At 38.2% G+C, this 15,080-nt stretch carries 8 protein-coding genes; 7 read left to right on the top strand and 1 reads right to left on the bottom strand.

The window, feature by feature from the left end:
* Positions 1–220: transposase (locus tag BMY85_RS03335; protein WP_143066311.1), on the bottom strand; the 220-nt coding region annotated here is incomplete at its 3' end.
* Positions 221–527: 307 nt separating this feature from the next.
* On the opposite strand from BMY85_RS03335, the gene BMY85_RS03340 reads away from it, so the two are divergent.
* The 7 genes from BMY85_RS03340 (at position 528) to BMY85_RS03370 (ending at position 15,066) form a co-directional block, all read left to right on the top strand.
* Positions 528–2,003 carry a methyl-accepting chemotaxis protein gene (locus tag BMY85_RS03340; protein ID WP_177180602.1) on the top strand — a complete coding sequence of 492 codons (1,476 nt, stop codon included), beginning with the start codon at positions 528–530 and terminating at the stop codon, positions 2,001–2,003.
* Between the two features lie 33 nt (positions 2,004–2,036).
* A complete protein-coding gene (locus BMY85_RS03345; RefSeq protein WP_092476463.1) occupies positions 2,037–2,336 on the top strand; it encodes an acyl carrier protein in 300 nt (99 codons plus the stop codon).
* 197 nt (positions 2,337–2,533) lie between these two features.
* The gene (locus BMY85_RS03350; protein ID WP_177180603.1) at positions 2,534–3,529 is read left to right on the top strand and encodes a 3-oxoacyl-ACP synthase III family protein; all 996 of its coding nucleotides are present in this window, start codon (positions 2,534–2,536) and stop codon (positions 3,527–3,529) included.
* Between the two features lie 285 nt (positions 3,530–3,814).
* Positions 3,815–8,371 (top strand): glutamate synthase large subunit, encoded by a 4,557-nt coding sequence (gene gltB / locus BMY85_RS03355; RefSeq protein ID WP_330387201.1) that lies wholly within the window; start codon positions 3,815–3,817, stop codon positions 8,369–8,371.
* 13 nt (positions 8,372–8,384) lie between these two features.
* Positions 8,385–9,872, top strand: a complete 1,488-nt coding sequence (locus tag BMY85_RS03360) for a glutamate synthase subunit beta (protein ID WP_092476467.1) — start codon at positions 8,385–8,387, stop codon at positions 9,870–9,872.
* Positions 9,873–10,368: 496 nt separating this feature from the next.
* On the top strand, positions 10,369–12,204 hold the full coding sequence (locus BMY85_RS03365; RefSeq protein ID WP_177180604.1) for a sialate O-acetylesterase: 1,836 nt from the start codon (positions 10,369–10,371) through the stop codon (positions 12,202–12,204).
* Between the two features lie 3 nt (positions 12,205–12,207).
* On the top strand, positions 12,208–15,066 hold the full coding sequence (locus BMY85_RS03370; RefSeq protein ID WP_092476472.1) for a glycosyl hydrolase 115 family protein: 2,859 nt from the start codon (positions 12,208–12,210) through the stop codon (positions 15,064–15,066).
* The last annotated feature ends 14 nt before the right edge of the window (positions 15,067–15,080 follow it).

Consider the following 15,080-nt stretch of genomic DNA (forward strand, 5'->3'; position numbering starts at 1 on the left):
GTTCACGACGAAGCCTTTTATTTTCTTCATAAGCGTCTGTCTGTTCCTTTACGGTTGTATTTGTTTGGCATTCTTTACGTCGCTGTTGTATCCAGTAAGTGATTGTGCCTTGTCCAAGATGGTATTCTTCTGTAAGGCTTTTTTTTGTACGACCCTCTTCCAGATAGAGGTGTAAAACTTTTTCCTTTAATTCAGGATCATATTTATTATAGTTAGCCATATTTGTTACTCCTTGATTGAATTATTATGATTATATCAGAATTCTATGCCAAGGTGTTACAACTTTATTATACCAGCTCAATATGTTACTGGAGGTGAAAAGTTTATAAGTGAATGTTCACCAGAGGGAATGAATTTGGAATTCCTGTAAACTGCGTAAGTGGAAAAGTCCAAAATTACAAAGGATAAAAGGAAAAGGAATGATAAAAATGAAACCTCGTAAAGTTTTCTGAAACTAAATGTATAGGAGGCCAGGAAATGGGGTCTTGTTTCTGTTATCAGGAACGGAGGTGAAGGGGAGGAAAAAGATGGATTTTGAAAAACGTCAATTAGGCAGGGCAAATAAGTTATTGTATGTTAGCTTAATGGTTGTATGTACGATTTTAATTTTAGCTAATGGTGCTATGGTTATGGCAGATAATAGTAATGGAGTAGCTAAGTTTTTGCTTATAACATTGATTATATGTGCAGCTGTGTCAACAGTGAGTTTTAAAATGTTTGCTTTTGACAATAAGCTGAGGTATATATTAATGGGGGCATGGCTCACAATAGACACGTTAGGTGTATATTCAGCAGGAGCCCAAAGTACATATGCAGTCAGTTTTGCTATCATGTTTGGATGTGTTGCTTACATGAGCATGAGGCTGACAATTTTTATTGATTTGTCAACTATTCTTATTGTGTTTTCTAATTTAATCTATCAAATTAAAATTAAAAAAGAGACAATTGATTCAGGTACTGTTGTAATGATTATTGTAATGACTCTTATCATAAGTCTTGTTTGCGTAGCATTAACGACGGTATTTCAAAATTATGTTTCGGAGAGCAGAAGTTCACTTCAGGAACGAATTGACAAACAGAAAGCAGTTGTAGAAGAAGTGACTGCGACAAGTGATGAGGTAGCTTCTATTTTCGTTACAGTTCATGAGAATTTAAGGAATATTAAGGAGCAGGTAAATCGTAATAAGTCATTTATGAAAGATCTTTCAGAAAGCGTTGATTCAACTGCGGAAGAAATTCAAAATCAAGCTTTATCCACTAGTGAAATACAAAATATCATCTCCGAAACGGATAAGCATGCAAATCATGTTAAGGAAACTGCCAATACAGTATTGGTAACTGTGGAAGCAGGGGTCAATATGTCAAAGACTGTTATGGAACAGTCAGAAAAAGTTAATAATTATACAAATGAAATGACAGAAAAAATGCAGGCATTAAGTAAAAAAGTACAAGATGTATCCTCAATTCTCGAAACCATTTTAAACATCTCAAACCAGACCAATCTGTTAGCACTGAATGCATCAATTGAGGCAGCAAGAGCAGGAGATGCTGGACGTGGTTTTGCTGTAGTAGCGGAAGAAATACGTGTATTGTCAGAAGATACTAGAGTTTCAACGGGGAAGATTGGGGAAATTATCACTGATTTAACACAGGCAGCAAATGAAACATTGAAGATTCTAACAGAATCCGTATCAAGCATCAAGCTTCAGGGGGAAAAGGTTGATGAAATGAATGTAAGTTTTATTCAGACGGGAAATGATGTTACGAATCTGATACAGAATTTAGATGAAATCCGTGACGACATTGGTACATTGACAAGTTCTAATAGAACGATTGTAGATGCTATCAGTCAGTTATCTGGAGCAACTCAAGAAGTGTCAGCTGTTTCAACAGAAGGATTTGAGATAAGTGAAATGATTCAGGACAAGATGGAAGAATTTATTGAACTTATTTCAAAAGTAAGTGATCTGATTGATGCACTTGAGACAATAGTAAAAAGATAACGACCGTCAGGAGTGCAGAACAGAGGTTAAGAAATGAAAAAGGATAAGGATGAAAAAATATTAGGAGACAATAATTTAAAGGAAAAGGGGTTTTTAGTTATGGAAAAAGTAAAAGTATGTTTATTGAAAAAATTGAATGAGATGGGGATTGATTCAGAATTTATTGATGATATGGATGTAACAACAGGAGAATTAGGTTTAAACTCGTTGGATTTAGTAAATTTAGCAGCAACTTTATTTGATGAATTTGGTGTAAGGCTGCGTCTTTTAAAACGTGATGATAAAAAACTGAAAGACATATGTATGGAAGTTGCAGAATGCTGCAGTCTTTAAGAGAATCCTTTTTGTGTAAGAAATAAAGCAATTGCATGTAGAGAGGGGCATGCTGGGTTTTTGTTCTTATTTTGCGGATTCATTATAGCAGGTATTATTCCGGCTATAATGAATCCCAAAATGAAATAACAGAGGGAGAAAAAGAATAAAGCAGCTTAATGCAACAGCATTAGTAAAGGAAATATTGAGGTGGTATGATGAATGAGGTAAGGGGAATCGAAATTAAAGATATAGCCATTTATCTTCCGCAGACTCTGCGTGATAATGAGTATTATGTAAAATACTACAAGAATCAAGGTTATTATGCAGAGATGGTAGCAGAAGATATGTTAGGAAGAAAAGAACGATATGTGATAAATCCAGATCTGGGGGAAAACGCTACTTCGTTAGCTGTAGGTGCTAGCAAAGAAGTTCTTAAGAAAACAGGTTTGTCTGGGGGGGATATTGACATAATCTGTTTTTGCACGTTTAGCAGTGAATATGTCAGTCCACCAGGGGCTATATTTATTTGTAATGAAATAGGTGGCTCCGAAAACTGTTTATGCTATGATTTGAATGCGAATTGTGCTGGAATGCTAATGGCACTGGAGCAGTTAAGCAGATATATGTCTGCATCCAATAAAGTTAAGCGGGCATTACTGGTAGGGGCAGAATGTCTAAGCATTATGTTTGATCCAAAGGACATTATGAATAATGTCTGTTATGGTGATGCAGCAGCAGCAGTAATATTAGAGAAAACGGGCGATCAGACTAAATTAATAGATACGGAATACTATACGGTAATACAGGATCTGAAGGCAGTAAAGATTCCTAAATGTGGACTTTCAAAGTCTTTTCAGGCATCTTTAAGTGAGAGGTACGCCTATGTAGAAACAATTGAACTCGCAATGGATAAATCATTTGAAATTATTAATAGGTTACTTGTAGAGCATAATCTGGATTTTGATGATATAAAGCTTTTTTGTACCTCGCAATTTTCAAAAGATCTGGGCACTCAGCTTTTAAATGAGCTGGGGGTGAAAGAAGAACAACGGATTTATGTAGGTGACAGGTTTGGCTATACAGGCGCTAATTGTACTTTTCTCTGTCTGCATGAGGCAATAAAGGAAGGCCGAGTCAAAAAAGGAGATTATATTTTTATTTGGACAGCAGGTGTAGGTGTGCAATATTTTATGACTCTGATAAAATATTAAAGTATTGAAAAAAATAAATTAATTTTCTAAAGTTTTTTAAAAACTATCTTGTTTTTCTTAATTACATGTATTATAATCAATTCCAATGAACAAAGGTGTTCTGGAATCTTTTGATTCCAGGATGCCTTTTTTGTGTTTAGAACAGTTTTTAGTCATGAGGATTTGAGGAACTTACATTTTGTTATAACAAATTGCAGTAACTCCATTTTCTATAAAAATGCCCACCTGATTATGGATTAGGGAACAGAATGCAAAGGACTAAGGAATGCAAGAAGGAGGATTTACATGAAAAAAGTAATGGAAGAATGTAAACGAAGCCAGGCAGGCTTATATGACCCACGATTTGAACATGACAACTGTGGTATAGGAGCAATCGTAAATATAAAGGGAAAGAAAACACATAGTACAGTAGAAGGTGCTCTGAAAATTGTTGAAAACTTAGAGCATCGTGCGGGGAAAGATGCAGAAGGAAAAACTGGTGACGGTGTTGGCATTCTGCTTCAGATCTCCCACAAATTCTTTAGCAAGGCTGCTAAGGAAATGAAAATTGACCTTGGTGGAGAGAGAGAATATGGAGTGGGGATGTTTTTCTTCCCACAAGATGAATTAAGCAGAAGACAGGCAATGAAAATGTTTGAAGTCATTGTGGAAAAAGAAGGGTTATCCTTGCTTGGATGGAGAAAGGTTCCTACCTATCCAGAGATTCTTGGTCATACAGCAGTAGAATGCATGCCTTGCATTTTACAATGCTTCATTAAAAAGCCAAAGAATGTAAACAAAGGGCTTGATTTTGATAGAAAGCTGTATATTGCAAGAAGAATTTTCGAGCAAAGTAATGATGATACATATGTAGTTTCTTTATCGAGCAGGACGATTGTATACAAAGGTATGTTTTTAGTAGATCAGCTTCGTTCCTTCTTCCGTGATTTACAGGATAAAGATTATGAATCTGCAATTGCAATGGTACATTCCCGTTTCAGTACGAATACACAGCCAAGCTGGCAGAGAGCGCATCCAAACCGCTTTATTGTGCATAATGGAGAAATCAATACCATCCGGGGGAATGCAGATAAAATGCTGGCACGTGAAGAAACTATGGAATCCGAACATTTAAAAGGTGAGCTGCATAAAGTGCTTCCAGTAGTGAATACAGAAGGTTCTGACTCAGCGATGCTGGATAATACTTTAGAATTTTTAGTTATGAGCGGCATGGAACTTCCACTTGCCGTTATGATTACGATTCCAGAACCTTGGTATAACAACAAATACATTTCTCAGGATAAGAAAGATTTCTATCAGTATTATGAGACTATGATGGAAGCATGGGATGGACCGGCCTCAATTCTTTTCTCAGATGGGGACCAGATGGGAGCAGTCCTTGACCGAAACGGTTTGCGTCCTTCTCGTTACTACGTCACAACAGATGATGAAGTTATCTTATCATCAGAGGTTGGAGTATTAGAGATTCCTGCCAAGAAGATTGTAAAGAAAGCCCGTTTAAGACCTGGAAAAATGCTTTTGGTAGATACTGTAAAAGGTGAAATTATTGATGATGACGATTTGAAGAGCTGCTATGCTTCTAGCCAGCCTTTTGGTGAATGGTTAGATGGTAATCTGATTCACTTAAAAGATTTAAAAATTCCAAATGAAAAAGTGGAAGAATTAAGTGATGAGGAAAGAGCGAGAATTCAGAAGGCATTTGGTTATACATATGAAGAAATCAAAGATTCTATTGTACCTATGGCAATGAATGGTGGAGAGCCAACAGCAGCTATGGGGATGGATTCTGCCATTCCAGTGTTATCCGATAAGCCACAGCCGTTATTTAATTATTTTAGACAGCTGTTCGCACAAGTAACGAACCCTCCAATTGATGCGATTCGTGAAAAAGTAGTTACATCTACAGCAGTTTATATTGGCGAAGATGGAAACTTATTAGAGCAGAAACCAGAAAACTGCCATGTATTAAGAATTAATAATCCTATTTTAACCAATACAGATCTGCTTAAAATTAAAAATATGAAAGCAGAAGGATTTAAAGTAGAAGTAATTTCAATCCTGTTCTACAAAAACACATCCTTGGAAAAAGCAATTGACCGTTTATTCGTAGAAGCGGATCGTGCATATCGTGATGGTGCAAACATTTTAATCCTAAGTGACCGTGGAGTGGACGAAAACCATGTTCCAATTCCTTCTTTGCTTGCTATTTCTGCATTACAGCAGCATTTAGTCCGTACAAAGAAGAGAACAAGTGTTGCGATGATTCTGGAAAGTGCTGAGCCAAGAGAAGTTCATCATTTTGCAACGTTATTAGGATATGGTGTCTGTGCTGTGAATCCATACTTAGCACTGGATACCATTAAAGAATTAATAGGCAAAAATATGTTAAATAAAGATTACTATGCAGCAGTAGAGGATTACAACAAAGCAGTTATTTCTGGTATTGTAAAGATTGCTTCTAAAATGGGGATTTCTACAATCCAGTCCTATCAGGGTTCTAAGATTTTTGAAGGAATTGGTTTAAGCAAAAATGTAATCGACCGTTACTTTACTGGAACAGTAAGCCGAATTGGTGGCATTGATATTAAAGATATTGAGAAACAAGTGGATAATCTTCATACGAAAGCATTTGACCCATTAGGATTAAATGTAGATTTAACACTGGAAACAACAGGAAGCCATAAATTGAGAAGTGGTGCAGATAAAGAGGAGCATTTATACAATCCACAGACCATTCATTTATTGCAGATGGCAACTAGAACTGGCAACTACGATACCTTCAAAGAGTATACAGCTTGTATTGATAAGGAAGAGGGATGTATCAATTTACGTGGATTACTTGAATTTGACTATCCAGAACAAGGGATTGACATAAAAGAAGTAGAAAGTGTGGACTCTATTGTAAAACGTTTTAAAACAGGTGCTATGTCATATGGTTCCATTTCACAAGAAGCCCATGAAACACTAGCAATTGCCATGAACCGATTAGGAGGCAAATCCAATACTGGTGAAGGTGGAGAAAGCTTAGAACGTCTTGCCAGTGCAGGCAGCAAAGTGGATCGCTGTTCCGCAATCAAGCAGGTTGCTTCTGGACGTTTTGGTGTAGATTCCAGATATTTAGTAAGTGCTAAGGAAATTCAGATTAAAATGGCACAGGGTGCAAAACCTGGTGAAGGTGGACATTTGCCAGGAGGAAAGGTATATCCTTGGATCGCCAGAACAAGAAATTCAACACCAGGTGTAAGCTTAATTTCCCCACCACCTCATCATGATATTTACTCTATCGAAGATTTGGCACAGCTTATCTACGATTTAAAGAACTCCAATACGGATGCAAGAATTTCTGTTAAGTTAGTTTCAGAAGCAGGGGTTGGTACTGTCGCAGCTGGTGTTGCCAAGGCAGGAGCAGGAGTAATTCTTATCTCTGGTTATGATGGCGGTACAGGAGCGGCTCCTAAGAGTTCTATCCACAATGCAGGGCTTCCTTGGGAACTTGGTCTTGCTGAAACACATCAGACCCTGATGATGAATGGACTTCGTAGCAAAGTTGTAATCGAAACAGATGGTAAGTTAATGAGTGGCCGTGATGTTGCAATTGCTGCGATGCTTGGAGCAGAAGAATATGGTTTTGCTACAGCTCCATTGGTAGCTATGGGATGTGTTATGATGCGTGTATGTAATCTGGATACCTGTCCAGTAGGTATAGCGACACAGAACCCAGAGCTTCGCAAGAGATTTAAAGGAAAACCAGAATATGTAGAAAACTTTATGCGCTTTATTGCTCAGGAATTACGTGAATATATGGCAAAATTAGGCGTAAAAACAGTCAATGAATTAATCGGACGTACGGATCTGTTAAAACGCCGTGCTGTTGGGAATAAATTCGCAGATAAAGTAGACTTGTCTGCAATCCTTGATAATCAGTTTGATGACAAAGACAACAACCAGTTTAATCCAGCTCAGATATATGACTTTGAACTTGAGAAGACAATTGATGAATCTATATTCTTAAAGAAATTTAAAAATAACCTGGCAACTGGGCAGAAGAAGACAATTGAAGTAGAGGTAACGAATACGGACCGAGCATTAGGAACTATTTTCGGTGCAGAAATTACTAGACGTTTTGACAATACTTTGGAAGAAGACACATTTACTATTAAATGTAATGGTGCTGGTGGACAAAGTTTTGGTGCATTTATACCAAAAGGTCTTACTTTGGAACTTTGTGGTGACAGCAATGATTACTTAGGAAAAGGTTTGTCTGGTGGCAAAATTGTTGTATATCCTCCAAAAGGAACTACCTTTAAAGCGGATGAAAATATTATCATTGGTAATGTTGCATTGTACGGTGCTACAAGTGGCAAAGCCTTTATCAATGGTGTAGCAGGAGAACGTTTCTGTGTTCGGAATTCAGGTGCTACTGCTGTTGTAGAAGGTGTTGGTGACCACGGATGCGAATACATGACAGGTGGACGAGTAGCAGTTCTTGGAGATACTGGCAAAAACTTTGCAGCAGGTATGTCTGGTGGCATCGCTTATGTATTAGATGAGAAGAGCGACTTATATCTAAAACTTAATAAGGAACTGGTATTAACAGAGGCTGTTACAGATAAATACGACGTATTAGAACTAAAGACTATGATTGAAGAACATGTGAAATACACCAGCTCGGAAAAAGGAAAAGAAATTCTTGAGAACTTCAAAGAGTATCTTCCTAAATTTAAAAAGATCATTCCACATGATTACAAACGTATGTTAAAGACAATTGTTCAGATGGAAGAAAAGGGATTGTCAAGTGAGCAGGCACAAATCGAAGCATTTTATTCTAATGTAAGAAAGTAGGAGGGAGCGGATTATGGGAAAACCAACTGGATTTTTAGATTATGATAGGAAAAATAGTACTGCAGTGGAACCTTTGGAGCGCATCAAAAACTTTTGTGAATTTCATACACCACTGTCAGAGGAAGAACGTACGGAACAGGCTGCAAGATGCATGAATTGTGGTGTTCCATTTTGCCAATCTGGAATGTTAATCGGAGGGATGGCGTCAGGCTGCCCTCTGAACAACCTGATTCCAGAGTGGAATGATTTATTATATACAAATAACTTTGAGCAGGCATTACACCGTCTGCAGAAAACAAACAATTTCCCAGAGTTTACTTCTCGTGTCTGCCCTTCTCCTTGTGAAGCAGCATGTACTTGCGGGCTCAACGGAAATCCTGTTTCCATTAAAGAAAACGAAAACTATATTATTGAAAATGCATACGAAAAAGGTTACATAAAACCAAATCCTCCAAAAGTCCGTACAGGCAAGAAAATAGCTATTGTAGGTTCTGGTCCTTCTGGTTTGGCAGCAGCAGATCAGTTAAACAAGAGAGGTCATTGTGTAACAGTATTTGAAAGAAGTGACCGTATTGGTGGATTGTTAATGTATGGCATTCCAAATATGAAACTAGAGAAGCATGTTATCGACCGTAAGGTTAATCTTATGAAAGAGGAAGGAGTTGCTTTCTTGACTTGCTGTGACGTAGGCAAAGATGTGAAAGCGGCAAAGCTGTTAAAAGAATTTGATAGTGTAATTTTATGCTGTGGTGCCTCTAATCCAAGAGATATTAAGGTTCCAGGAAGAGATGCCAATGGAATTTATTTTGCAGTTGATTTTCTTACAAGAACTACTAAGAGTCTGTTAGATTCTGAGTTTAAAGATAACAGCTTTATTTCATGCAAGAATAAAAATGTACTTGTTATCGGTGGTGGGGATACTGGAAATGACTGTGTTGGCTCAAGTATCCGTCTTGGTGCTAAGAGTGTTATCCAATTGGAAATGATGCCAAAACTTCCAGAGAAAAGACTTGACAGCAATCCTTGGCCAGAGTGGCCTAAGGTCTTAAAGACAGACTATGGCCAAGAAGAAGCCATTGCAGTTTATGGTGGAGATCCTAGAATTTATCAGACTACGGTTAAGGAATTTATTAAGGATGATAAGGGAAATGTCTGCAAGGCAGTCTGTGTGAAGCTTAAAAGCCAGAAAGATGAAAAGACTGGCCGCATGATGATGGTGGAAGTAGCTGGTTCTGAATATGAATTAGAGGTAGATATCGTATTGATTGCAGCAGGTTTTTTAGGAACACAGCAGTATGTATCAAAGGCATTTAACGTGAAATTAAATGAGAGAACCAATGTACTTACAAAAGCTGGAAAGTATGCTACAAGTGCAGAAAATGTATTTGCTGCTGGGGATATGCACAGAGGTCAGTCACTGGTTGTCTGGGCAATTCGAGAAGGCCGTGAAGTTGCCAAAGCTGTAGATGAGCATCTGATTGGATATTCCAATCTGGCTTAAAGAAAATGAAAATTTTTAAAGATATAGAAAAAGAGGAACTTTGCTTTTAGGGGGCAGGATTTTTCTTTTGATGGACATAAAAAGAACAGGGAAAGCAATTCTGCCAGACCTGTTCTTTTTTTATTTGATAAGAAAGTCCTCTGTGAGTCCTCCCCTATCAAATAAAAAGTGCCCTGAAAAAGAAGGGCACAGGATGCACACAGATGGGTAAGGAAGATAGTCGCTAAAAGACAGCGACAGCTAAAAGACAGCGACAGCTAAAAGACAGCGACAGCTAAAAGACAGAGACACCCATCTGGTGCGGCAAAGTCTGAGTTCCTCCGAGTACATTCCAGTTGTGAGAGTCTGAGGAACTCAGATTTTGTTCTGTGTAAATTTAATAAAAGAAATTAGCAAAAAACGAATACCATCCCGCAAGTTTTGGAGAGAAATTGTACAGTAATGTTGCTAACATAAAATTAAGATAGTACAAATATCCTATAAGGAGGTAATGAATATGCAGTTATCATTCTTATTTTCAGATGGAATGGTGTTACAGAGAGGAAAAACAAATATAATATGGGGAAATACAAAACCCAATCAGAATATAGAAGGAACATTGGAAGAAAAGACATTTGGGGGAATGGCAGATGCAAATGGATATTTTGAAATAGATTTGCCAGATTTGCCAGCAGGTGGTCCCTATACATTGACAATTACTGCTGATGAAACTAGAAGCATAAAAGACGTAATGGTAGGGGATGTCTTTTTGCTTAGTGGCCAGTCTAACATGGAACTGCCACTGATTCGGACCAGAGAGTTATTTCGTGAAGAACTTGCTAGTACCAGTGAACCGGATATCCGTATGTTTGAGGTGCCAAAAGAATATGAATTTCTAGAGGAGAGGCAAGAAGTAACAGGTGGACGGTGGATGAAAGCCATGGGAGATGATCTTTATGGATTTAGTGCAGCTGGTTATTTTACGGCAAAAGATTTGAAAGACAGATACAAAATTCCAATAGGTCTGATGCAGACCGCAGTTGGAGGAACGCCAGCAAAATCCTGGTGCAGTGAAGCAGCCATACGGAAAATGGGATATTATACAGATGAATTGGAATTATGTAAAAAGCCGGGATATATCAAAGAAGTAGAAGCATTTGAACAGGCAAGAGAACAGGCGTGGTATCAAGAAGCAAAAGAATCTTTTGATGGAATGCCATTAAAAAAAGGAACGATACAGATTCCTGGTATCTGGTGTGAAAATGAGTTTGCTAATTTTCATGGAACTATGCGTTTGACGAAACAATTTTACATGAAAAAAGAAGAATTAAAAATTCCAGCAGAAATTTTATTAGGAACAATCAATGATGCCGATGTTGTTTATATCAACGGAATATATATAGGAGAGACTGGTTATAAATATCCTCCAAGAATTTATTCTATTCCAGATGGCGTATTAAAAGAGGGATGGAATACAGTGGAGATCCATTTAAGCATTTACCGGGAACATGGTGGGTTTATGCCAGGCAAACAGTATTGTATCCGCTTAGGCAAACAATACGAAGTGTACATTGGATTAGGAGGCGAGTGGGAATATGAACTGATGAAGCCAATGAAAGTCCTGGAAAACAGCACATTTTTCACATATTACCCTGCGGCTCTTTATAATGGCATGCTTTCGCCAGTGCGCAAATGGAAGTATACGGCTTTCTTATACTATCAAGGAGAATCCAATACAATCCTGCCAGAACGTTATGTGGAAGAAATGGAAGCTTTAATTGGTGGTTTTAGAAATCTGTTCCAGCAGGAACTGCCATTTATATATGTCCAGCTTGCAGGATTCTCAGATGGAAGAGAAGAAAATCAAAGTACAGAGTGGGCAGTTTTTCGTGCTGCACAAGAAAAATCATTAGCAGTGGATCAGACAGCAATGGTTGTTGCTTATGATTTGGGAGAGTATAATGATTTACATCCATTAGATAAAAAAACACTTGGTCATAGAATGGCACTTGCAATCCGTAAATTATCCTATCAGGAGGATGTTATTTTTCAGGGACCTTTTGTATCGGAAATAGACGTTAAAGAAGAAGGAAAAGTGCAGGTTGCATTTGATGGAGCAGGAACTGGATTGGAAATGAGGGGAAGAGAAGTCTGTGAAGTGGAATTAATGGATGCAAATGGCACATATTATCCAGCTTCTGCTACGATAGAAGGAGAGAAGCTTATTGCAAGTTCCATAAGGGTAAAAGAGCCAAAAGGCATCCGCTTTGCATGGAGAGACTGTCCAATGAATGCAAATTTATATAATAAAGAAGGGTTACCTGCATGGCCATTTTGCAGGGAATGGGAATAGACGATGGGAAAAAAAGAATTTGAATTAGTAAAGGATGGAGTTTGTGCTCCAATTATAATAGAAACTACGGAATGTGAAGGAGTTCGGAAAATTGCTGAAAAATCGGCCAACGATATTTGTCTTGTTACTGGCATTACACCAGAAATTGTTTCTGAAAATGATGAAAAAAGTGCAAATATGGTCTTGTATACAACCGTTAAAAATAGTAAACTGGTAACTGAGCTTTGTAAACGAGGTAAACTAAGTGCAGAACAGGTAGCTGGAAAACGGGAAGTTTATGGAATTCAGATTATAGAACAGCCATGGGAAGGAACAGAAAAACTTTTGGTGATTTATGGAAGCGAGAAAAGGGGTACCATATATGGAATCTTTGCTTTATCGGAATACATCGGAGTGAGTCCACTGGTTTTCTTTGGAGATGCAAAGCCAAAATATCAGGAAGAACTGGTCATTGATGAAGATATACAAGGGATATCAAAAGAGCCATCCGTAAAGTACAGGGGCTTTTTTATTAACGACGAATGGCCATGTTTTGGAAACTGGACATTTGATCATTTTGGCGGATTTACAGCAAAAATGTATGATAAAGTGTTTGAACTTCTGCTAAGATTAAAAGGAAATTATTTATGGCCTGCTATGTGGACCTCTTCATTTGCTTTAGATGGGCCAGGGGAAGAAAATGCAAGACTGGCGGATATGTATGGTGTCATTATGGGAAATTCACATCATGAACCATGTCTAAGAGCCAGCGAGGAATGGGATATTTACCGTGGGGAAAATACACCTTACGGAAATGCCTGGAATTATGTTGCAAACAAAGAAGGTCTATTAAATTACTGGAAAGATGGTTTAATACGTAGCAGCAAGTATGAGAATATTATTACAATGGGAATGCGTGGAGAACGAGACAGCATCATGGAGGGAACCAAAACCCTTCAGGACAATATTAATGTTTTAAAAGACATTATAACAGAACAGCTTAAGCTGATAGAAAAGTATGGAGACAAGAAAATGCCTCGTCTTTTAGCCATTTACAAAGAAGTCGAACGGTATTTTTATGGGGACGGACAGACAGAAGGACTTCGTTCATGGGAAGGGCTAGAAGACATGATCCTGATGTTCTGTGAAGATAACTATGGAAATATGAGAATGCTTCCAGATAAAGAAATGCAAGCCCATAAAGGCGGGTTTGGCATGTATTATCATTTTGATTATCATGGCTCTCCAGTATCTTATGAATGGGTCAATAGTACCCCGCTTTCAAAAATATGGGAACAGATGACAGAATGTTATGAATATGGTGTCCGGGAAGTATGGATAGTCAATGTAGGAGATTTAAAAGGAAATGAATTTCCTTTATCCTATTTCATGAATCTTGCCTATGATTTTGATACCTGGGGTACAGCATGCAAAGAGAGTCCAAAACGATTTACTGAACAATGGATTGCTTTGCAGTTTTATGGAAGGCTTTCTAAGGAAGAAAAGTCACAGCTGGCTGATTTGCTGACAAAAGGAATCTGGCTGGCAAATTTAAGGAAACCAGAATCCCTACATAGTTATGTATTTCATCCAGCCCATTATGGGGAAACAGATAGGATGCTTGATATGGTTAGCCAGCTCATAGAACAGCTAGAGAATCTGCTTAAAAACCTGCCAGAAGACTGTAAAGATGCTTATTATAGCATGATTTACTATCCTCTCCGTTCATCAATGAATTTGATTCAGATGCAGTTATATGCAGGAAAAAATGAACATTATGCAAAACAAGGAAAGAAAATAGCTAATGAATATGCGAAACTGGTAACAGAGGCTATTGCAAAAGACAAAGCACTTGCGAAAGAATTTTCATTCGCATTTGATGGGAAATGGAAGGGCATGGAACTTGGAAAGCACATTGGATTCCGCAAATGGAATGAAGATGGCTGCCGGTATCCATTAAGAATGCAGGTGGAACCATTTGACAGACCTCGCCTTGTAGTTTCCAGAAAGGATCAGGAGGCTGTACATGTGAAAAATTATGGACAGCCAGAGCGTATTGCAGTAGACGACTTTTTATATCCTGGTACAGAATGGGTAGATATTGAAGCTGCCAATGATGGCATTGGAACGATTCACTGTACAGTAACTGGTACAGACTGCAGATGGCTTGCTCTTAACTGGACAAAACAGGATATTGAACAGCAGGAAGTTCTTAGGATAAGCTGTAACAGGGAGGCTCTGCCAGAAACAAAAGAAACAATATGTCTGGAGCTCAGTGATGGAGATACAGTAGTAGCAATAGAGGTTTCCGGCCAGAAAAAACAGACTGCACAGCTGCCTGAAATGACTTTTTATGAAAAAGATGGTGTTGTAGCAATATTAGCGACACATTATGCAGAATGCAAAGAGAAAGAAACAGGCCGGTGGATAGAATTAGAAGACTATGGAAAATCAGGCTGTGGCATGAAGGCAGAACCAGTGACGGAAAACTTTACATTAGGAAAGGGACCATCCGCTGTATACCGGGCTTATGTGGAACAAGAAGGAGCTTATACGCTGGAAGTGCGGTCAGCCCCTTCGAATCCTTTAGAGTCAGGTGGCAAGCTGCAGTTTGGTCTTCGAGTAAATGAAGAACCGCTGCAAGCAATAAGTTCTGTTTCAGAAACATATGCAGGCGGTGCACCTGAAAATGCAGAATGGAGTGAAGGAATTTTAGCACATATGCATAAAACAGACTTGGAAGTAATCTTGCATGAAGGGGTGAATGAGTTTGAGGTATTTGCTATGGATGCAGGATTTGTGCTGGAAGAACTGCTTGTTGTAAGAAAAGATAAAAACATATTGCCATCCTACCTAGGTCCGGAAGAAAGCTGGCATGTTTAAAAAGTAACAGGGAA

Source organism: [Clostridium] polysaccharolyticum, assembly GCF_900111595.1.
Classification (GTDB): Bacteria; Bacillota; Clostridia; order Lachnospirales; family Lachnospiraceae; genus Clostridium_AI; species Clostridium_AI polysaccharolyticum.

What these genes read in the sequence shown, in the direction of transcription:
- BMY85_RS03350 (WP_177180603.1), top strand. Translation starts at nt 2,534, where the DNA reads ATGAATGAGGTAAGGGGAATCGAAATTAAAGATATAGCCATTTATCTT.
- BMY85_RS03340 (WP_177180602.1), top strand. Translation starts at nt 528, where the DNA reads ATGGATTTTGAAAAACGTCAATTAGGCAGGGCAAATAAGTTATTGTAT.
- BMY85_RS03365 (WP_177180604.1), top strand. Translation starts at nt 10,369, where the DNA reads ATGCAGTTATCATTCTTATTTTCAGATGGAATGGTGTTACAGAGAGGA.
- gltB (WP_330387201.1), top strand. Translation starts at nt 3,815, where the DNA reads ATGAAAAAAGTAATGGAAGAATGTAAACGAAGCCAGGCAGGCTTATAT.
- BMY85_RS03345 (WP_092476463.1), top strand. Translation starts at nt 2,037, where the DNA reads ATGAAAAAGGATAAGGATGAAAAAATATTAGGAGACAATAATTTAAAG.
- BMY85_RS03360 (WP_092476467.1), top strand. Translation starts at nt 8,385, where the DNA reads ATGGGAAAACCAACTGGATTTTTAGATTATGATAGGAAAAATAGTACT.
- BMY85_RS03370 (WP_092476472.1), top strand. Translation starts at nt 12,208, where the DNA reads ATGGGAAAAAAAGAATTTGAATTAGTAAAGGATGGAGTTTGTGCTCCA.